The sequence below is a fragment of the Fructilactobacillus vespulae genome (assembly GCF_047324295.1).
Taxonomy (GTDB): domain Bacteria; phylum Bacillota; class Bacilli; order Lactobacillales; family Lactobacillaceae; genus Fructilactobacillus; species Fructilactobacillus vespulae.
The window spans coordinates 177,354-197,693 of the sequence record NZ_CP137138.1 but is presented as its reverse complement, the minus strand read 5'-3'; the positions used below and the strand labels follow the sequence as shown (position 1 = coordinate 197,693).

General features: G+C 36.4%; 17 protein-coding genes. 9 read left to right on the top strand and 8 right to left on the bottom strand.

Annotated features, from left to right (window positions below; genetic code table 11):
* Positions 1-285: 285 nt before the first annotated feature.
* Positions 286-5,451, top strand: a complete 5,166-nt coding sequence (locus R4B61_RS01055; RefSeq protein WP_413627803.1) for a MucBP domain-containing protein — start codon at positions 286-288, stop codon at positions 5,449-5,451.
* Between the two features lie 70 nt (positions 5,452-5,521).
* Here R4B61_RS01055 and R4B61_RS01050 read toward each other — a convergent pair whose 3' ends face one another.
* From R4B61_RS01050 to R4B61_RS01035, 4 genes are all read right to left on the bottom strand, one after another.
* Entirely contained in the window at positions 5,522-6,415 is an 894-nt protein-coding gene (locus R4B61_RS01050) for an IS3 family transposase (RefSeq protein WP_413628263.1), read from the bottom strand.
* On the bottom strand, positions 6,388-6,870 hold the full coding sequence (locus tag R4B61_RS01045) for a helix-turn-helix domain-containing protein (RefSeq protein WP_413627802.1): 483 nt from the start codon (positions 6,868-6,870) through the stop codon (positions 6,388-6,390). The genes R4B61_RS01050 and R4B61_RS01045 overlap by 28 nt, the downstream gene beginning before the upstream one ends.
* 98 nt (positions 6,871-6,968) lie before the next feature.
* Positions 6,969-7,538, bottom strand: coding sequence for an NAD(P)H-dependent oxidoreductase (locus R4B61_RS01040; RefSeq protein ID WP_413627801.1), 570 nt, complete (start codon positions 7,536-7,538; stop codon positions 6,969-6,971).
* Between the two features lie 21 nt (positions 7,539-7,559).
* Positions 7,560-8,165, bottom strand: coding sequence for a helix-turn-helix domain-containing protein (locus R4B61_RS01035; RefSeq protein WP_413627800.1), 606 nt, complete (start codon positions 8,163-8,165; stop codon positions 7,560-7,562).
* A gap of 113 nt (positions 8,166-8,278) precedes the next feature.
* Here R4B61_RS01035 and R4B61_RS01030 point away from each other — a divergent pair, with 113 nt between their 5' ends.
* The 4 genes from R4B61_RS01030 (at position 8,279) to R4B61_RS01015 (ending at position 10,816) form a co-directional block, all read left to right on the top strand.
* Positions 8,279-8,794: a hypothetical protein gene (locus R4B61_RS01030; RefSeq protein ID WP_413627799.1), complete on the top strand. Its 516-nt coding sequence runs from the start codon at positions 8,279-8,281 to the stop codon at positions 8,792-8,794.
* A gap of 198 nt (positions 8,795-8,992) precedes the next feature.
* Complete coding sequence (locus R4B61_RS01025; protein ID WP_413627798.1) at positions 8,993-9,346, top strand: DUF805 domain-containing protein; 354 nt, start codon at positions 8,993-8,995, stop codon at positions 9,344-9,346.
* Positions 9,347-9,467: 121 nt separating this feature from the next.
* The gene (locus R4B61_RS01020; protein WP_413627183.1) at positions 9,468-9,950 is read left to right on the top strand and encodes a helix-turn-helix domain-containing protein; all 483 of its coding nucleotides are present in this window, start codon (positions 9,468-9,470) and stop codon (positions 9,948-9,950) included.
* Complete coding sequence (locus tag R4B61_RS01015; RefSeq protein WP_413628270.1) at positions 9,839-10,816, top strand: IS3 family transposase; 978 nt, start codon at positions 9,839-9,841, stop codon at positions 10,814-10,816. Before R4B61_RS01020 ends, R4B61_RS01015 begins: the two co-directional genes overlap by 112 nt.
* 48 nt (positions 10,817-10,864) lie before the next feature.
* Here R4B61_RS01015 and R4B61_RS01010 read toward each other — a convergent pair whose 3' ends face one another.
* The 4 genes from R4B61_RS01010 to R4B61_RS00995 all read right to left on the bottom strand — a co-directional run bounded on the left by R4B61_RS01010 (position 10,865) and on the right by R4B61_RS00995 (position 15,707).
* The gene (locus R4B61_RS01010; protein WP_413627797.1) at positions 10,865-12,010 is read right to left on the bottom strand and encodes a glycerate kinase; all 1,146 of its coding nucleotides are present in this window, start codon (positions 12,008-12,010) and stop codon (positions 10,865-10,867) included.
* 14 nt (positions 12,011-12,024) lie between these two features.
* A complete protein-coding gene (locus tag R4B61_RS01005) occupies positions 12,025-13,305 on the bottom strand; it encodes a GntP family permease (RefSeq protein ID WP_413627796.1) in 1,281 nt (426 codons plus the stop codon).
* Between the two features lie 117 nt (positions 13,306-13,422).
* Complete coding sequence (gene tyrS / locus R4B61_RS01000) at positions 13,423-14,676, bottom strand: tyrosine--tRNA ligase (RefSeq protein ID WP_413627795.1); 1,254 nt, start codon at positions 14,674-14,676, stop codon at positions 13,423-13,425.
* 236 nt (positions 14,677-14,912) lie between these two features.
* Positions 14,913-15,707, bottom strand: a complete 795-nt coding sequence (locus R4B61_RS00995) for a tyrosine-protein phosphatase (RefSeq protein ID WP_413627794.1) — start codon at positions 15,705-15,707, stop codon at positions 14,913-14,915.
* A 144-nt stretch (positions 15,708-15,851) separates the two neighbouring features.
* On the opposite strand from R4B61_RS00995, the gene R4B61_RS00990 reads away from it, so the two are divergent.
* The 4 genes from R4B61_RS00990 (at position 15,852) to xylB (ending at position 20,281) form a co-directional block, all read left to right on the top strand.
* On the top strand, positions 15,852-16,097 hold the full coding sequence (locus R4B61_RS00990; protein WP_413628271.1) for a hypothetical protein: 246 nt from the start codon (positions 15,852-15,854) through the stop codon (positions 16,095-16,097).
* 87 nt (positions 16,098-16,184) lie between these two features.
* Positions 16,185-17,693: a glycerol kinase GlpK gene (gene glpK / locus R4B61_RS00985; RefSeq protein ID WP_413627793.1), complete on the top strand. Its 1,509-nt coding sequence runs from the start codon at positions 16,185-16,187 to the stop codon at positions 17,691-17,693.
* A gap of 102 nt (positions 17,694-17,795) precedes the next feature.
* The gene (gene rbsU, locus R4B61_RS00980; protein WP_413627792.1) at positions 17,796-18,707 is read left to right on the top strand and encodes a ribose/proton symporter RbsU; all 912 of its coding nucleotides are present in this window, start codon (positions 17,796-17,798) and stop codon (positions 18,705-18,707) included.
* Between the two features lie 65 nt (positions 18,708-18,772).
* Positions 18,773-20,281 (top strand): xylulokinase, encoded by a 1,509-nt coding sequence (xylB, locus tag R4B61_RS00975; RefSeq protein ID WP_413627791.1) that lies wholly within the window; start codon positions 18,773-18,775, stop codon positions 20,279-20,281.
* Positions 20,282-20,340 lie beyond the last annotated feature (59 nt).

Sequence of the window (20,340 nt, the reverse complement as noted above, 5' to 3'; positions counted from 1 at the left end):
GCGTTTTTTTAGTAAATATGTTAATAAAATGTAGATTATGTATAACTGTTGTTTAATAAAATAAATGTTGATAAAAACATATGTAAAAGAAAGGAGGCAGGTATCTATTAAGGTACCTGCCCGATATATATATGCTATACATTGATAATATACCACCATTTAAATTATTTTAAAACTTATTCATTAAAATAAATCCTAAAATTATGACTTTTTTAATATATTTTAGATAATTATTAGACTATAATATAGTTGTGCAACATGTAAAAAGAAGGATGGTTTTAAACTATGTTATATAATCACAATCAATTAGATAAAGTATTAGATAAAAAAGTAATGAAAAAAGTTAAAAAGCAATGGGTAGTGGTATCGTTAGCTACCTTTATGTTTTTAGGTGGAGCTAGTTTTACATTGACTAGCAACAAAGTTAGTGCTGATTCGAATTCAGTTACAAGCGAAAGTCAATCAGCTACTACTTCTAGTGCAGTAAGTAGCTCAGCTGTAAATTTAACAAATTCAAGTGCAGCAGAGAGTACAGCGCCATCAAGCGCAGTAAATAGATCAGCTGAAAATTCAACAAACTCAAGTGCAGCAAAAAGTACAGCACCATCAAGTGTAACTTCAAGTGTTGCAGAAAGCGCAGCACCATCAAGTGCAACTTCAAGTGCTTCAAGTGCTTCAAATGATAAAAAGACTGCTGTAGCAAATGAAAATATCGTAGAGCTTGGTCAAACTAACAATCCACAAAAGAGTAGTTCTGATGCTAGCGAAAGTAATGCAAAACAAATAACAGATAGAGTTGGAAGTACTTCTCAAATTAAAAAACCAACCATTGATGAAGTTAACAACAGTATTAATAAAGTTGTTAATGAAGCAAAACAATCTAGTTGGCAAAATGATAGTGGCTACTCTACTACAAATACTGAAGTAAAAACTAGTAAGAATCACGCTGAAGCCACTATTAACCTTGCTAAATATTATCCAGGTGATACAAAGGGATTATTTACGCTTAACTTCCTTACAATAACCACTGATAATAATGCTGGAAATGCAACTGGTAAAAAATTAAGTGATCTTGGTTTTACTAGCGCAGATGATTTGAAAAATTTAATTGTTACATATCCTAATGGAAATACTTACAGACCAAGTAAAATATATATGCGTGATAACCAATTGAAGTATGTACAAGATATTACTAAAGCTGTACAGTTTGTTATTCCATTGAAAGATGGTCCTGTAGATTCGATTGGCGATCCAGTCAAATCAGCAATTATTGATGGAATTGGGGTTGATGATGGTGTTAATAAAGGAATAAGCGTTAACTCTGGGTTAATTAAATATTCATTTAGTTTTGATGTAGATCCTAATTCATCCATTAATTTAAGTAAGTTAACCTACGGGAATGCATATACAAGAGATATTGCCCAAGTTTTAAAAACATATTTTATTGATCAAAATACTGGTAACCAAATTTCTAATGTTTTGATTCAAGGACAAGGTAAGTATTCAGGCGAAAGTGTTATTTCTGAATCACGAGATTTAAGTAGTCAGGGATACTATAAAACTGGAAATTATTTCAAATATAATATGTTAAAGACAACTGATTTAGATTCTGCAGCATTATCTAGTGTTGGTAATAAATTTATATTGTCTGGTTCTAAATATGGATTTTTTAATTTTTATGACAATTCATCTTATGTAAATGTTAAGTATCAAGATCAAAATGGTAATGAAATTTCAGCTAGTGATTTATTAACCGGCAAAAGTGGTGCTTCATATTCAACTACTGCTAAACAGATTCCGGGATACCGTTTAGTAAAAGTTCCAGCAAATGCTAATGGTAATTACGCAAATCCAAGTGATGCCAATACGCCAGGAAATATTGATGTTACTTATATTTATGCTCCAGATGTAACTCCAGTGAGTCCAGTAGCAATCGATGGGAAGACTGGTAAAGAGATTCCAGGCGTAAACATTCCAGCAATCAACGTACCAGGAGACCACAAACCGGGAGACCAAGTAGAAATTCCAACTAAGGATCTTCCAAATATTGATGGCTACAATAAACCAGGTGAAAACACGGTAACAGTAACTATCGGTGACAACGGCAAAGTCGAAGTTCCATACAAACAAAAAGAAACTCCAGTAGTACCAGTAGCAATTGATGGGAAGACTGGTAAAGAGATTCCAGGCGTAAACATTCCAGCAATCAACGTACCAGGAGACCACAAACCGGGAGACCAAGTAGAAATTCCAACTAAGGATCTTCCAAATATTGATGGCTACAATAAACCAGGTGAAAACACGGTAACAGTAACCATCGGTGACAACGGTAAAGTCGAAGTTCCATACAAACAAAAAGAAACTCCACTAAACCCAGTAGCGGTTGATGGAAAGACTGGTAAAGAGATTTCAGGAGTAAATATTCCAGAAATTAAGGTACCAGGCAATCACAAGAAGGGTGACCAAGTAAACATCCCAACAAGTGAACTACCAGAAGTACCAGGTTACAATAAACCTACGGGTTCAGAAGTAACGGTAACCATCGGTGACAATGGAAAAGTCGAAGTTCCATACAAACAAAAAGAAACTCCACTAAACCCAGTAGCAATTGATGGAAAGACTGGTAAAGAGATTTCAGGAGTAAATATTCCAGAAATTAAGGTACCAGGCGATCACAAGAAGGGTGAACAAGTAAATATCCCAACTGATAAACTTCCAGATATTGATGGCTACAACAAACCAACAGGTACAGAAGTAACAGTAACGATTGGTGACAACGGCAAAGTCGAAGTTCCATACAAACAAAAAGAAACTCCAGTAGTACCAGTAGCAATCGATGGGAAGACTGGTAAAGAGATTTCAGGAGTAAATATTCCAGAAATTAAGGTACCAGGCGATCACAAGAAGGGTGAACAAGTAAATATCCCAACTGATAAACTTCCAGATATTGATGGCTACAACAAACCTACGGGTTCAGAAGTAACGGTAACGATTGGTGACAACGGTAAAGTAGAAGTTCCATACAAACAAAAAGAAACTCCACTAAACCCAGTAGCGGTTGATGGAAAGACTGGTAAAGAGATTTCAGGAGTAAATATTCCAGAAATTAAGGTGCCAGGCGATCACAAGAAGGGTGAACAAGTAAATATCCCAACTGATAAACTTCCAGATATTGATGGCTACAACAAACCAACAGGTACAGAAGTAACAGTAACGATTGGTGACAACGGCAAAGTCGAAGTTCCATACAAACAAAAAGAAACTCCAGTAGTACCAGTAGCAATTGATGGGAAGACTGGTAAAGAGATTCCAGGCGTAAACATTCCAGCAATCAACGTACCAGGAGATCACAAACCGGGAGACCAAGTAGAAATTCCAACTAAGGATCTTCCAAATATTGATGGCTACAATAAACCAGGTGAAAACACGGTAACAGTAACCATCGGTGACAACGGTAAAGTCGAAGTTCCATACAAACAAAAAGAAACTCCAGTAGTGCCAGTAGCAATCGATGGAAAGACTGGTAAAGAGATTTCAGGAGTAAACATTCCAGCAATCAACGTACCAGGTGATCACAAGAAGGGAGACCAAGTAAACATCCCAACAAGTGAACTACCAGAAGTGCCAGGTTACAACAAACCTACGGGTTCAGAAGTAACGGTAACTATCGGTGACAACGGTAAAGTTGAAGTTCCATACAAACAAAAAGAAACTCCACTAAACCCAGTAGCGGTTGATGGAAAGACTGGTAAAGAGATTTCAGGAGTAAATATTCCAGAAATTAAGGTACCAGGCGATTACAAGAAGGGTGAACAAGTAAATATCCCAACAAGTGAACTACCAGAGGTACCAGGTTACAACAAACCAACAGGTTCAGAAGTAACGGTAACCATCGGTGACAACGGTAAAGTTGAAGTTCCATACAAACAAAAAGAAACTCCACTAAAACCAGTTGCCATTGATCAAGATACAAAACAACCAATTAATGGAGTGAACATTCCATCAATTACAGTTAAGGGCGATCACAAGAAGGGAGACCAAGTAAACATCCCAACAAGTGAATTACCAGAAGTACCAGGTTACAACAAACCTACGGGTTCAGAAGTAACAGTAACCATCGGTGACAACGGCAAAGTAGAAGTTCCATACAAACAAAAGGAAACTCCACTAAACCCAGTCGCAATTGATCAAGATACTCACAAACCAATTGATGGTGCTAACATTCCATCAATTACAGTTAAGGGCGATCACAAGAAGGGAGACCAAGTAAACATCCCAACAAGTGAACTACCAGAAGTACAAGGTTACAACAAACCTACGGGTTCAGAAGTAACAGTAACCATCGGTGACAACGGCAAAGTAGAAGTTCCATATAAACAAAAAGAAACTCCACTAAACCCAGTTGCAATTGATCAAGATACTCACAAACCAATTGATGGTGCTAATATTCCATCAATTACGGTTAAGGGAGACCACAAGAAGGGTGATTCAGTAAACATCCCAACAAGTGAACTACCAGAAGTACCAGGTTACAACAAACCTACGGGTTCAGAAGTAACAGTAACTATCGGTGACAACGGCAAAGTAGAGGTTCCATATAAACAAAAAGAAACTCCACTAAACCCAGTTGCAATTGATCAAGATACTCACAAACCAATTGATGGTGCTAATATTCCATCAATTACGGTTAAGGGAGATCACCATAATGGAGACCAAGTAAATATCCCAACTAAGGATCTACCAGAAGTACCAGGTTACAACAAACCAACAGGTTCAGAAGTAACAGTAACCATCGGTGACAACGGTAAAGTGGAAGTTCCATACAAACAAAAGGAAACTACTGTAACACCAAGTGCTAAAGACGCTAAGACTGGTAAAGATATTCCAGGAGTAAATATTCCAGAAATCACAATTCCAGGAGATCACCATAAGGGAGACCAAGTAAATATCCCAACTAAGGATCTACCAGAAGTACCAGGTTACAACAAACCAACAGGTTCAGAAGTAACCGTAACGATTGGTGATAATGGGAAAGTAGAAATTCCTTATACTTCAAAAGAAACTCCAGTAGTTCCAGTAGCAATTGATGGAAAGACTGGTAAAGAGATCCAAGGAGTAAATATTCCAACAATCAACGTACCAGGAGAACACAAGAAGGGAGACCAAGTAAACATCCCAACTAGTGAACTACCAGAAGTGTTAGGTTACAACAAACCAACAGGCTCAGAAGTAACCGTAACTATTGGTGATAATGGAAAAGTAAATGTTCCTTATGTTGCCAAAGAAACTAATACAACTGGAAACAATTCATCAAATAACGGTAAACAACAGAAAGTATTACCACAAACTGGTGAAACTAACTCAAGTTCTGTATTTAGTTTAATTGGAATTTCATTATTATCTATGTTTGGACTACTAGGCTTGGGTAAACGTAGAAAAAATGAAAAATAGTAATTTATCTATAATTAAAAATAGATAAAAAAAAGAAACTGAAGTGAACCCCATAAATTGGAGTGAATTTCTAAGCTACTAATTGGCTGGTATGTTCCCGGTATTTTACCGGTGACATACCGGCCAATTTTGTTTTAATACGATGTTTATTGTAATAATCTACGTAATTTGTAATGGCAGATTCTAGCTCTTCGTAGTTTTGGTATTGATAATTGTGAACCGTGCCAACTTTAAGAATGTGAAAGATACTTTCAGCTACCGCATTATCTAGGCATGTGGCCTTGCGGCTCATGCTTTGGAAAACGCGAGCTTGTCGCAAAATATTCACGTACCTAAAGTTCTGATACTGAAACCCTTGATCCGAATGAATTGTCATACGGTATGGTAAGGATGAACATCTTGCCACTAATCGTTTAAGGGGTCGTGTGACAAAGTCTACCGTTGGTCTACGACCAATGTTCCATTCAAGAATTTCTCCATTATAAAGGTCCATATAAGCTGTAAAGTATGCACGTTCGTTGATCGTTTGATTACCCCAACGGACCTCCGTTACATCAGTAACGATTTTTTGAAATGGACGATTCGTTTTAAAACGACGATTTAAACGGTTATGGGTAACTGTACCTACAGTTCCTTTATAAGAGTTATACTTTTTCGTTCGTCGATTGAATGCCTGACAAAGTAGATTATTTTCACGCATAATACGAAGTACTGCCTTGTGATTAACGATGATTCCCTTATTTTTAAGCGCTAAAGTCACTGTTCGGTAACCGTAATCAGGATTTTCCAAACGAATACTTTTAATCTCATCAACTAACGTTGATGATCCTGATTGATATTTACGATGAAGTGCATCGTGGTAACTGCTGCTCGACATGTGTACTGCTTTTAAAGCTACAACTAATTTAACATTGAATTTACGCCTTAGCTCAGTTATTAGCTGGGCTTTTTCTTTGTTTGAGATTTTTTCTGTGCCAAGGCTTCGAGTTTTTCCAAGTATGCTACCCGAAATCGTAAAAGCTCGTTTTCCTCCTGAAGTTGTTTCAATGTCTTAGATTGTTTAGATTTATCTGTCATTTTTAAAGACCGTCCTTTATATGGCTTAAGACGTCCCTCAATCAGTTTTCGTTCCCAGTCCCAAACTATCATCGGTTGTTTCAATCTGAAATGGGTTGCAGTTGCTGGATATGAGGCATGATGTTCTTGTCGCCATTTGATAACTTTGATTTTAAAGGAATAGTCATAAAATGTCTTCCTCCGACAATTTTCTAATCCTTGATCGCCAAAAATTTTAAATAGATTGAGCCACTGATAAATCGTCGCACTTCCTTTGATACCATACTTTTTCATAAGTAATAGGGACGAAGTTCCCTGTAGATATTCACTTAAAACTTGTTTCTTTATTTTAGCTGAAAACATAATAAAACCCCCTGAGTTTTGGATTTACTCCAACTCAGGGGGTTCACTTCATCTCCTTTTTTGTATCGATTAAATTAGCTGTATTATGTTACGTATAATCAAATATTTTTGGCTATTTTAGCTATTTTATTTAAAAAATTGATTCTTTTTTCTTTGCTTGATGATCTTACAAAATAAAGTTGCGAGTGTTTAATTGTCTTTATGCCACACATTTTTAAAACCTGATTTTTTAATACTTTCCCATAGTCCTTTTGAACAAGTTTTACATATAAAAATGGGGTATCGTTTGTATTAATAATCCATGCTTTCTTATGCTTTAAAAGAGCTACTGGAAAAATACCATTGTACTTATATGCAAATCCCTTAACAAAAACTCTATCTATAAAACCCTTCATAATCGCAGGCATACCACCCCACCAAATAGGATAGATAAAGATTAGAAAATCAGCTGTTTTAACTAGCTCCCTATATTTTTGGGTGCTAGGATCAGTTGCTAAATCACGTCTTCGATGATTTTTATCAAAATATAAAACAGGATTAAATTGTTCTTTATACAAATCTATCTCAGTAACATTATGCTTACTATTTAAATTATTCATAACTTTTTCTTTAATAGCATAATTAAGTCCAGTTTGATTAGGATAAGCGCTAATAACTAATATATTCATAACTAATAACCTTCTTTCAAATTAATGGAAACCGTGTATAAATGCTTGAATAAAGCCACCAATTGGGAAAATAAGCCACCAATATCTAGCTATGAATTCCCAGCCGTTATTAATGGGTTCTCTTTTTTTGAAACTATTTTTGTGAAAGTTTCCGGAAGCTAGGGGATATTTTTTATCAAGGTAATTCATAAAACTAATCCGATAAAGATAAACGGAAATTGCTGTAACTATAAAGAATAAAAATACCCACAAAGTACCATAAATATCTTGAAAACTACCATTTTGTTTATTAACCCAAATACCTAAAATGGATAGAATTAAAAAATCAAAAGCAAATATTGAAATTAACATGCAGTTAGCAACTGTAGATTTTTTACTTATTTGTTTCATTTGTTTTTTGGAAAATTCCATAATTTTAAGATCTTGGTCTTCATCATCCACATAATTAAATAAAGAATTAACTGAAACACCAAAAACATTAGCAACCGAATTTAAACTGGATAGGTTAACTTCATTTCCAGATTCCATTCTTTGAATGGTTCTAACGTTTAAAAATGATTTTTCTGCGAGTGCCTCTTGAGTTAGATTATTTTCTAATCTAAGTTCTTTTACTTTTAATTTATTCATAATATTACTCCTTTATATTTTTTGTTTAATATTATTTTAATTAGATAAATAAAAAAGTAAACGACAAGAGCCCGACACTAACCTGACAGTTTACCAATTTGAAAAAATAGTTAATGATTTATTTTATCAAACCTTATTTTGCAATTGAAATATATTTTTTAATGGTTAATAATGAACGTGAGGTGTTTAAAATGCAAGAAATTATAATTAATAGAAATATTATTGCAATCATTGTTCCAATATTTCTGCTGCCACCATTTTTATTTACATTTATATTTGAAGTTCAAATGATTTTTACAAAGCTTTTCTTTATTGCGATAATACTATCGATTATCACTCTAATGATTATACTATTAGGCTTATTCAGTCTAATTTCGTTAATTAAATTTGGAAGAAAATCGATTAAGTTGGATGAAAATGGAATAACTACATATTGGTTAATTAAACGTTATATTCCTTGGTCTGAAATTATTGATATTAAATTATCAGCTATTAGTGAAAATGATTTTTTAAATATCAAAGCCAAAAATAGGGAAATATCGATCAATCTGAATAACACATCATTAAAATATGATAATGATGAAATATATGAAATGGTTGTTAGTAATTGGGAAAATAGTTCTCATTAAGATATTAGAGGGTTTTATGAATAAAATAATACTTTTTATTCCATTTTAATTATCATTATTTAAATAATTTTTATATATTTAATTAATTCATCAAGGTGTACAATTATAGTGTGCACATCGATATTTCGTGTAAAAATAATCGCTAGAAGAAACGTCCAAAACTGAATGACTGAAAAAGCTGATACATAGGAGAAAAACATGAAAGAATACCGGGAATATTGGAATGGTATCTTTGATTATGAGGGCAGGGCAAGTATGTCTCAATATTGGATGCCAGTTTTATTCAATACAATTATTTTTTTTATTTATATGATTTTTGGAACGTTTATTAATACGTTGTTAGATAATCAATTTATTCAATCTCTATTGAGTATACTTGCATTTGCTTTTCTAGTTTTTAATTTTCTAGCTGGTCTATCAGTAACGATAAGAAGATTACATGATTCATATCATTCTGGATTGTGGATTCTAATTCTTTTTCTACCAATTGTAGGTTCTATTTGGCTACTAATATTACTATGCTATCCTTCTACTAATAATCAATATCGATAATGTTTATTATTTTTCTCAGTATCAGAAAACGAAAGTTAGTCCATTAAAAAATACCCTCATATTTATGAGATGAAGTGAACCCCCTGAGTTGGAGTAAATCCAAAACTCAGGGGGTTTTATTATGTTTTCAGCTAAAATAAAGAAACAAGTTTTAAGTGAATATCTACAGGGAACTTCGTCCCTATTACTTATGAAAAAGTATGGTATCAAAGGAACTGCGACGATTTATCAGTGGCTCAATCTATTTAAAATTTTTGGCGATCAAGGATTAGAAAATTGTCGGAGGAAGACATTTTATGACTATTCCTTTAAAATCAAAGTTATCAAATGGCGACAAGAACATCATGCCTCATATCCAGCAACTGCAACCCATTTCAGATTGAAACAACCGATGATAGTTTGGGACTGGGAACGAAAACTGATTGAGGGACGTCTTAAGCCATATAAAGGACGGTCTTTAAAAATGACAGATAAATCTAAACAATCTAAGACATTGAAACAACTTCAGGAGGAAAACGAGCTTTTACGATTTCGGGTAGCATACTTGGAAAAACTCGAAGCCTTGGCACAGAAAAAATCTCAAACAAAGAAAAAGCCCAGCTAATAACTGAGCTAAGGCGTAAATTCAATGTTAAATTAGTTGTAGCTTTAAAAGCAGTACACATGTCGAGCAGCAGTTACCACGATGCACTTCATCGTAAATATCAATCAGGATCATCAACGTTAGTTGATGAGATTAAAAGTATTCGTTTGGAAAATCCTGATTACGGTTACCGAACAGTGACTTTAGCGCTTAAAAATAAGGGAATCATCGTTAATCACAAGGCAGTACTTCGTATTATGCGTGAAAATAATCTACTTTGTCAGGCATTCAATCGACGAACGAAAAAGTATAACTCTTATAAAGGAACTGTAGGTACAGTTACCCATAACCGTTTAAATCGTCGTTTTAAAACGAATCGTCCATTTCAAAAAATCGTTACTGATGTAACGGAGGTCCGTTGGGGTAATCAAACGATCAACGAACGTGCATACTTTACAGCTTATATGGACCTTTATAATGGAGAAATTCTTGAATGGAACATTGGTCGTAGACCAACGGTAGACTTTGTCACACGACCCCTTAAACGATTAGTGGCAAGATGTTCATCCTTACCATACCGTATGACAATTCATTCGGATCAAGGGTTTCAGTATCAGAACTTTAGGTACGTGAATATTTTGCGACAAGCTCGCGTTTTCCAAAGCATGAGCCGCAAGGCCACATGCCTAGATAATGCGGTAGCTGAAAGTATCTTTCACATTCTTAAAGTTGGCACGGTTCACAATTATCAATACCAAAACTACGAAGAGCTAGAATCTGCCATTACAAATTACGTAGATTATTACAATAAACATCGTATTAAAACAAAATTGGCCGGTATGTCACCGGTAAAATACCGGGAACATACCAGCCAATTAGTAGCTTAGAAATTCACTCCAATTTATGGGGTTCACTTCAAGAGTATTTTTTGTTTTTTATCGATTAGTTATTTGCAAAGTTCTAACAATGTTTTCCGTAGTTCTAGTAATATTTTTAGGACCATCCTGTAATGCATCGCTTAAAGAATCAGCCTTACCTAAGATACCAAAAATAGCAGTGATGCCATCTTCGTAAAGAACATCGATTCCTTTACCAATATAACCAGCTTCAACAATGGCTGGTTTATTAAATTTTTTGGCTACCTGTGCTACTCCAAAGGGGGTTTTTCCAAATTTAGTTTGGAAATCAATTCCACCTTCACCAGTTAAAACGATGTCGGTACTTTTGATTTTTTCTTCTAGTTTAACGGCATCAATTACGATTTCAATCCCAGGTTTTAATGAAGCACCGGTAAATATCATTAAACCGGCACCTAATCCACCGGCGGCACCACTTCCAGGCGCATCTTTAATATCAACGTTTAACTCTTGTTTAATAACGTTTGCATAATTTAGCAAACCGTCATTTAACTCTTGTACACCTTCTTCAGATGCCCCTTTTTGTGGACCAAAAACAGCTGCTGAACCATTCGGACCGGTTAGGGGATTCGTTACATCACTAGCAACTAAAATTTCAGTATTTTTAATTCGTTGATCGATCTTTTTGGTTGAAACTGAACGAATTTGGCTAAGACCAGCACCATTGGGAGTAATGATTTTGTGGTCTTTATCAAAAAATTCAACTCCTAAAGCTGCTGCCATTCCAATTCCACCATCAGTGGTTGCACTACCACCAATTCCAATGATTATTTTTTTAACGCCCTCGTTTAAAGCCGCAATAATTAGTTCACCGGTTCCAAAAGTAGAGGTGATGAAGGGGTCCCTTTTTTCAGGTGGAACTAGTTCAAGTCCACTGGCCTTTGCCATTTCAATCACAGCGGTCTTACCATCGCCTAAAATACCAAAATAACTATTAACTTTTTGGTTGGGCAAGGGGCCGTTAACTTTGACAAATACTTTGTGACCATCAGTTGCATCTACCAGTGAATCCACGGTTCCTTCACCACCATCTGCCATCGGAACTTTTTCAACACTGGCAGTTGGCATAACTTTTTTAATCCCTAATTCCATTGCATCACAGACTTGTTTAGCAGTCATGCTTTCTTTAAATGAATCCGGAGCTAAGATAAAATTTAAACTCATAATTACGATTCTCCTTATAAAATTCCGTACATAATTGTCGCCACGATGGTCATAGTTAATCCTACACACGCTTCAAAAGGAACTGCCTTTAGACGATCCTTGATACTCATATTCATGCTTTGGGCCGTGATGTGGAAATAATTTCCTTGAGGTACTTGATCAATGACGGTTGCACCAGTTTGTACCATAACTGCAGCGCCCACCGAAGAAATTCCCGTATTAAGAATTGATGGACCAAATGATCCAGTCGCAAGAATAACGGCAGTTGAGGTTGATCCAATCGCAGCACCCATTAATATTCCGGAAATAGGGGCCAAAAAAGTACCAGAAATTCCGATTGTTGAAATACCACTTACAACAGCTTTAGATAGGTTAGAGGCGGTGATTAATCCTGCAATCGCTCCGGCACCAATTAAAATCATAACGGTATTGGTAACCTTATCTAATCCTTCCTTAGAATATTTTAAAATATGTTTCCCTTGTCCCATTAAAAGGGCACCAATTATAGAAGCAATTGGTAAAACATACATAGCATCGACTTTAAAGTTGGTTAGAAAGGACACGTGGAGGATTTCTCCCACGGGTGATATCAATAATAATGCAATTGCTAAAATTGGTGTAATAAGAGCTTTATGTAACGGAATTAGATTATCACTAATAGTTTTAGATTGGATATCAGAATCTTTAACTAAGGCACCACGTTTTTTAATAATTGATGCGATCAATACAGTCATTGCTAAACCACATAGGGCGGGGATGAATCCAGCAATCATCACTTTACTTAAATCGGTATGAAATCCGCTGGCAGCAGCAATCGTGTTAGGGTTAGGTGAGATTACATTTCCCGCTTTTCCGCCACCAGAAAGAGCAACTAGTAATGAAAGTTTACTGATTTTTGCTTCCTTTCCGACTGACAAAGCAATTGGAGCTACGATTAAAACGGCTACGGGAATGAAAACACCAACTGCTGTAATAATCATTGTTGAAAGGGCCAACGATAGTATCGCCTGGGCATTTCCGAGTTTATTAACAATTGCGTGAGCAATGGAATCGGCTGCGCCGGATTCCATCATGACTCCAGCTAACATTCCAGCAGCTAGTACTCTAATCGCGGTCCCCATAATGCTTTGGGTTCCAGTAGTAAGAATCGTAATGGTTCTAGTTAAGCTAGCTCCACCTAGTAAACAGCCTAAGATAGCACCTAAAAACAATGAGTAAACTGGATTTAATTTTAATAAAATTAAACCAATGGCAATTATGAGACCGATAATTGCTGCAATCCATGAAATCGTCATAAAAATTTCCCCCAAACAAATTTTATTAATGAATATTAATAATCAGTTTTATTATACTTTTTTTGAAAAGATTTTAAATATAAAAAAACTATCACATTGCTGTGATAGTTTTTAATTTTATTTAGTTTTTGCAAGGAAATGTTTCTTCTTACCACGACGAACAATAATGAACTTACCATCAAAATTATCGTTAGGATTAATTTCCGCATCAACGTCGGTTACTTTAACACCGTTAACGGAGATGGCACCATTATTGACATCTTCACGTGCTTGCCGTTTGGACTTATCAATTTCCATTTCCATGATTAAGTCGACGATGTTCACGGGTTCGTTAGCAATTTCAGTTGTAGGAACGTTATTAAATGCTTGGCTAACTTCTTTGGTAGTTAATTTTTGTACTTCACCTTGGAATAGAATTTTTGAAATTCTTTGGGCGTCTAAAACGGCATCTTTGCCATGAACAAATTCGGTAACTTGTTCGGCTAAGGCAGTTTGAGCTGCTCGTTTCCAAGGTTCATTTTTAACTTGTTCTTCTAAAGCACCGATTTCCTTTTGATTAAGGAAAGTGAAGTATTTAAGGTATTTGATGACGTCCCGGTCATCTTGGTTGTACCAGAATTGGTAAAACTCGTAAGGTGAAGTTTTTTCTGGATCTAACCAGATGGCACCACCGGCAGTCTTACCAAACTTAGTTCCATCAGCTTTAACCATTAGAGGAATGGTTAAACCAAACACTTTGGCATCTGCGCCAGCTAATTTATGGATTAAATCAGTTCCGGCAGTAATGTTACCCCATTGATCAGAACCACCAATTTGAAGTTGAACATTGTGTTCTTTGAAAAGATGGTAGTAGTCAAAGGCTTGTAACACTTGGTAAGTAAATTCTGTAAAGGAAATTCCTTGATCTAAACGGCTAGCAACCACGTCCTTGTTTAACATGGTGTTAACGTTAAATAACTTTCCGTAGTCTCGTAAGAAATCTAACAAGGAAACGTCTTTAGTCCAATCGTAGTTGTTAACGATGGAAATATCAGCATTTCTACCGAAAAGTTGTTTCATTTGTTTGGTTAGCGCCTTTTCATTATGGTGCACTTGGTCCATGGTTTGTAGTTGGCGTTCTGATTTACGACCGCTAGGATCACCAATTGAACCAGTGGCACCACCAATTAGAATGTAAGGATGGTGACCAAAACGAGCGAAACGTTCCAAAATCATGAAGGGAATTAAGTGACCAATGTGCATACTGTCACCCGTGGGATCAGTTCCACAGTATAGGGAAATCTTGTGGTCCGCAATTTCCTTGGCTAAACCTTCTGCATCAGTTTGTTGGTTAATGGCTCCACGCCACTGTAAGTCTTCTAAAATATCCATTATTGTCCTCCTCTAATCTAAAATAGATGATAAAAAAATCCCAATAGCAATTCAGCTATTGGGACGCATTACGCGCGGTACCACCCACGTTTAGATTTTAAAAAATCTACACTTTGATATTTAGTTAATAAAGTAATTTATTTTATTTCCTGCATGGCTTGCACCAACCGCCAATTCTCTTACATCACAGAAATAAAACTGCCTTGATTAAGTGTATCTTACCACAAAATTCGGAACTATTCGAGATAATTTGCCTTTAAATCAGATAGGTTTTGATCAGTTAAGCCAATCCCAGCTTTTAAGAAATTATCCATGGAGCCGTAGTGATGATCAATTTCAGCTAAAGCAGCTTCTAAAAATTCAATTCGAACGCTGTAAAGGGTGCGCATGTTTTCAGCAGCACGGTCAGAAAAACCGTTTCTTTTAACGTAGGCGACCTTTTTCTCAGTCACAGCTTTAACCACTTCATTGGTCATTAAGTAATCCGCTTTAATGGTTTCTAAATCAACTCCTAAAGCAGAAAGAACAAATACGGCTGCTAAGCCGGTGCGGTCCTTTCCAGCCGTACAGTGGAAAAGTACCGATTCGTTTTCTGCTTGGTTGGCTAATAAAATCTCAAATAATTCATGGAAAGCCTTGCGGCAAGCCGGTTTTGTAATCATTTGGCGATAAACATTAGTCATATGGTTAAGGGCATAGTTAGGATCGGTTTCTACTATCTTATGAAACTCTTCAGGATCTTGTGAGTTATCGGTGCGATCTTCATTAAACACAGGATCAAAAATATATTTAATGTTGCTTGCTTCAACTTGATCTTGGTGTTGACGAGTCTCTTGACCAGAACGAAGATCTACATCATATTTAACTCCGTAATCTTCCAGGACTTGTAGGTCGGGTTGTTGGATGAAACTAAGGGCACCACAACGTAGTAGTTTATGCCATTTAATTTGGCGACCATCAGTAGTCTTATATCCACCTAATTCACGCACATTATCGGCAGAACTAAGCTTAAGCACTCGGTTGTTTTGCATTTTTTCACGTCCTTTTACTTGTAATCATACCTAAATTATACCATCTTAGAGACGCTAATTAACTTGCAAGCAATGATTGTTTACAAATTAACTGAAGAGGACTAATCTTAAAATGAATAATTTTAAGGAGATAGTGTTATGGAAATGTCAGAACGCCAAATGATTCAAGAAATTTTAAATACAGTTGATGTACTTTACGAATTTGAAAATGTTGATGAAGATACAAAGGAATACACCATCTTGATTAGCCAACAAAAAGGTGACCGTCGAGAACTTGAAGTAATCAATAAGGAAATGAACAAGTACTTTACTGAAGCTGATTTTGATTATCAAGAAGAATTAAATCCCACTGATGTGGAAGCAGATATTCGAGTACAAATTAAGCGTTAATCAATAAAGATTAGATAAGCAATTTTTAAATTGCTTATTTTTTTATGTTATTATTAAAGCTATTATGACTTGAAAGGAGTGATTGTGGTGGAAGATAAGCAGGGTAAATACGTGCTTTCAATCGACCAAGGATCAACTAGTACTCGAGCAGTTTTTTATGATCATGATGGTCGTAAGGTGATTGAGAGTACCAAAGCACTTCCCCAAATTGCCAATGAATCTGGGTGGGTAGAACAAGACCCCGATACTATTTGGAGTTCGGTTCTCTCAGCAATTTCAAGCGCAATGATTGATGCGCGCATTCATCCCGAAATGATTAATTCAATTGGGATTACAAATCAGCGAGAAACCACGGTGGTCTGGGATAAACAGACAGGTAAACCAATCCATAACGCCATCGGTTGGATGTCAAAACAAACCGTGGACATTGCTAATGACCTTAAAAACCATGGTTATAGTGAACTAATTAAAAATAAAACGGGATTAGTGATTAACGCCTATTTTTCGGCAACGAAGGTTCGCTGGATTTTAGATCACGTGGATGGTGCCCAAAAACGAGCCGAACAAGGAGAGTTGTTGTTTGGAACGATTGACAGTTGGTTAATTTGGAAATTATCGGATGGTAAATACCACGTCACTGACTATTCCAATGCTAGTCGAACAATGATGTTTAACATCTATGACTTGCAATGGGATCAAGAAATCTTAGATTTATTAAATATTCCCAAGCAAATGTTGCCAGAAGTTCATGCCTCTGATGAAACTTATGGAACTACTGAAAACTATCAGTTCTACGGTTGTCAGGTTCCTATCGCAGGAATTGCCGGAGATCAACAGGCGGCCTTAATTGGTTCCATGGGCTTGGAACCGGGAATGGTGGAAAACACCTATGGGGACGGGGCTTTCATTATGATGAATACCGGAACCACTCCCAAGACCTCCAATGAAGGATTATTAACCACCATTGCTTATAAATTAAACGGTAAAGTGGTTTATGCACTAGAAGGATCAATCTTTACCGCCGGAAGTGCCTTGACCTGGTTGAAGGATCAGTTAGGATTGATTAAAAGCGTGCCGGCTTCACGATTAGCCGCAAAACGTTCTACTAATGAAGACGAAGTTTACTTTGTGCCCGCTTTTACCGGATTAGGAGCTCCATATTGGGATTCCAGCGTTCGTGGGGCCATCTTTGGTTTAACCAGAGGGACCAACGATGATGACTTGGTTAAAGCTACTTTACAATCAATTGCATATAGTACTAAAGACATCATTGTAACGATGGAGAAAGATACTGGATTAGACATCTCCAAGTTGGGCGCCGATGGTGGTGCCAGTCGAAACAGTTTCTTGATGCAATTTCAGGCTGATATTTTAGCTAAGGAAGTTGAGCGAGCTAATGATGAAGAGACCACTGCCTTAGGAGCCGCCATTTTAACTGGCTTAGCAACTGGTTTTTGGCAGGACATAGATGAAGTTAAAAAAATTCATGAGATGGGTAAAATTTATAAGCCAGAAATGGATGAAGCGAAAAGAACGCGTTTATACGCTGGTTGGAAGCAAGCAGTTAGCGCAGCACAAATCTTCAAACCAAAATAATAAATTTTATGAAAACGCTTTCTAAATTATTTTAAAAGCGTTATACTAAGATTGTTAAAAAAATATGGATATAAATTAACTCAGGTAATGGAGGAAGTTAATATGTTAGCATTATTAATTGGAATAATTCCAGTCATTGGTTGGGGATTCTTCCCAACTGTTTCATCAAAAATTGGTGGTAAACCATCAAACCAAATCTTAGGTGCTACAATGGGTGCCGTAATTGTTGGTTTAGTAGTTCTAGTGGTTACTGGAACTAAGTTACCTACTGGATTTAACCTATTCTTAGGTGTTTTATCTGGTTGTGGTTGGGGATTTGGACAAATCATGGCCTTTAAGGGTTACCAATTAGTTGGTTCTTCAAAAGTTATGCCTATTACTACTGCCCTACAACTTATCGTAACTGCCCTTTGGGGTGCATTTGCTTTAAGTAGTTGGCCAGGTGCCGTTAACAAGATTATCGGAATTGTTGCTTTAGTAGTTATCATTTTAGGTGCTACTTTAACAACTTGGTCAGAAAACAAAGAAACTGCCGGAGCTTCAGCTTTACGTAAAACAGTTATTCTCCAAGTTATTGGTGTGATTGGTTACTGGTTATACTCAGCTGCTCCACAAGTTGGTAACTTGACTTGGGCTAAAGGAATTGTTCCTGAAACAGCTCCAATGTCTGGTTTGGAAGCATTCTTACCACAAACTCTTGGTATGTTATTAGTTGCCGTGATCTACGGTATCTTAAACATGAAGGAAGAAAACGTATTTAGCCAAAAGGTTTCATACACACAAATCATTGGTGGTTTCTTCTTCGGGATTGCCGCATTATCATACCTAGTTGCTGCTCAACCAGCAATGCTTGGTATGTCAACTGCCTTCGTGCTTTCACAAGTTAGTGCCGTAGTTGCTACCCTTACTGGTATTTACATGCTTCACCAAGAAAAAACTCCAAAAGAAATGGCATACACTTTATTCGGTTTAGCACTTATCGTTATTGCTGCCACAGTAACTGCCTTCTTATAAAATAAAACCGGAAAAAGTCGTCACTTGGTGATGGCTTTTTTTATACATAAAGAAAAGAGAATATTATGAGTGAATACGTTTTAGGAATCGATTTAGGAACTAGTGCAGTAAAGGTTTCTGCAGTTGACCGCCAAGGGAAGATTGCGGCGCAAGAATCATTTGATTATCCGCTTCATCAACCTCAAACTGGTTATAGTGAACAAAATCCAAATGATTGGGTAATGAGTACGACGGTGGCAATTGTTCGCTTGATTTTAAATGATCACATTAATGCAGCAGATATTCAGGGAGTTAGCTACTCTGGTCAAATGCACGGTTTAGTTTTGTTGGATAAGGATAATCAAGTCCTTCGTCCCGCAATTTTGTGGAATGATACTAGAACCACCAAACAATGTCAGGAAATTGAGGAGAAGTTAGGAAAACGATTTGTAGAAATTACGGGTAATCGTCCCTTAGAAGGATTTACGCTACCTAAATTACTCTGGGTTAAAGAAAATGAACCAGATATTTGGGAAAAGGCCACTACCTGTTTGCTACCCAAAGATTATTTAAGATATCGGATGACCGGAAAATTAGGAATTGATTATACGGATGCTACCGGAACAACTCTATTAGACATTAATATTAATCAATGGAGTAAAGAGCTATGTGAACAGTTTGAGATTCCAGAAGCAATGTTGCCCGAGTTGATTAAGTCAGATGAATTGGTGGGAAATGTCACCAAGGAATATGCCGAATTTTCAGGATTAAGCACTGCTACCAAGGTATTTGGTGGTGCTGCTGATAATGCAGCGGGAGCTTTGGGAGCCGGAATTACGAAACCTGGTCAACTACTATCTAGTATTGGAACTTCGGGAGTACTATTAAAATACGAAGAAGCACCTAAGACTAAGTATGCTGGTCAGTTGCAAATGGAAGATCATCCCGACGGTAAATACTATTCAATGGGAGTTACTTTAGCTGCTGGTTATTCACTTAGTTGGTTCAAAAAGACTTTTTGTCAGGATCAAACCTTTAATGAGATGACGAAAGCTGCAGAGCAATCTTCAATTGGTGCTAATGGTTTGATTTTTACCCCTTATATTGTCGGGGAAAGAACCCCATATGCGGATGCTAATATTCGTGGTAGTTTTATTGGTGTTGATGCTAAACAAGAACGGGGCGATTTTGCCAGAGCAGTCATGGAAGGAATTGTTTTCAGTTTTGCCGATTTACTTTCAATTTATCGGAAAAATAACGCGCAAATAAAAGAGATTGTTTCAATTGGTGGTGGTGCTAAATCAGATTTTTGGCTCCAAATGCAAGCTGATATTTTCAATCTACCGGTGGTTAAATTACAAAATGAACAGGGACCAGGAATGGGAGCGGCAATTTTAGCTGCTACTGGATTAGGCTGGTATGCAAGTATTGCAGAAGCCGCGGATGCCTTTGTTGATCAAGAACAACGTTATTTACCTAAAGCTGAAAATGTGGCTAAATATGCTAAAGTTTATGCCATTTACCAACAAGTTTATGAACAAACTAAAGGATTGAGTTACAAGTTACAGGATTATAAGGAAGCAAATAATATTTAAATTTCAAAATAAAAACGATTAATTTCCAAAAAAATTGGAATTAGTCGTTTTTTTGTTTA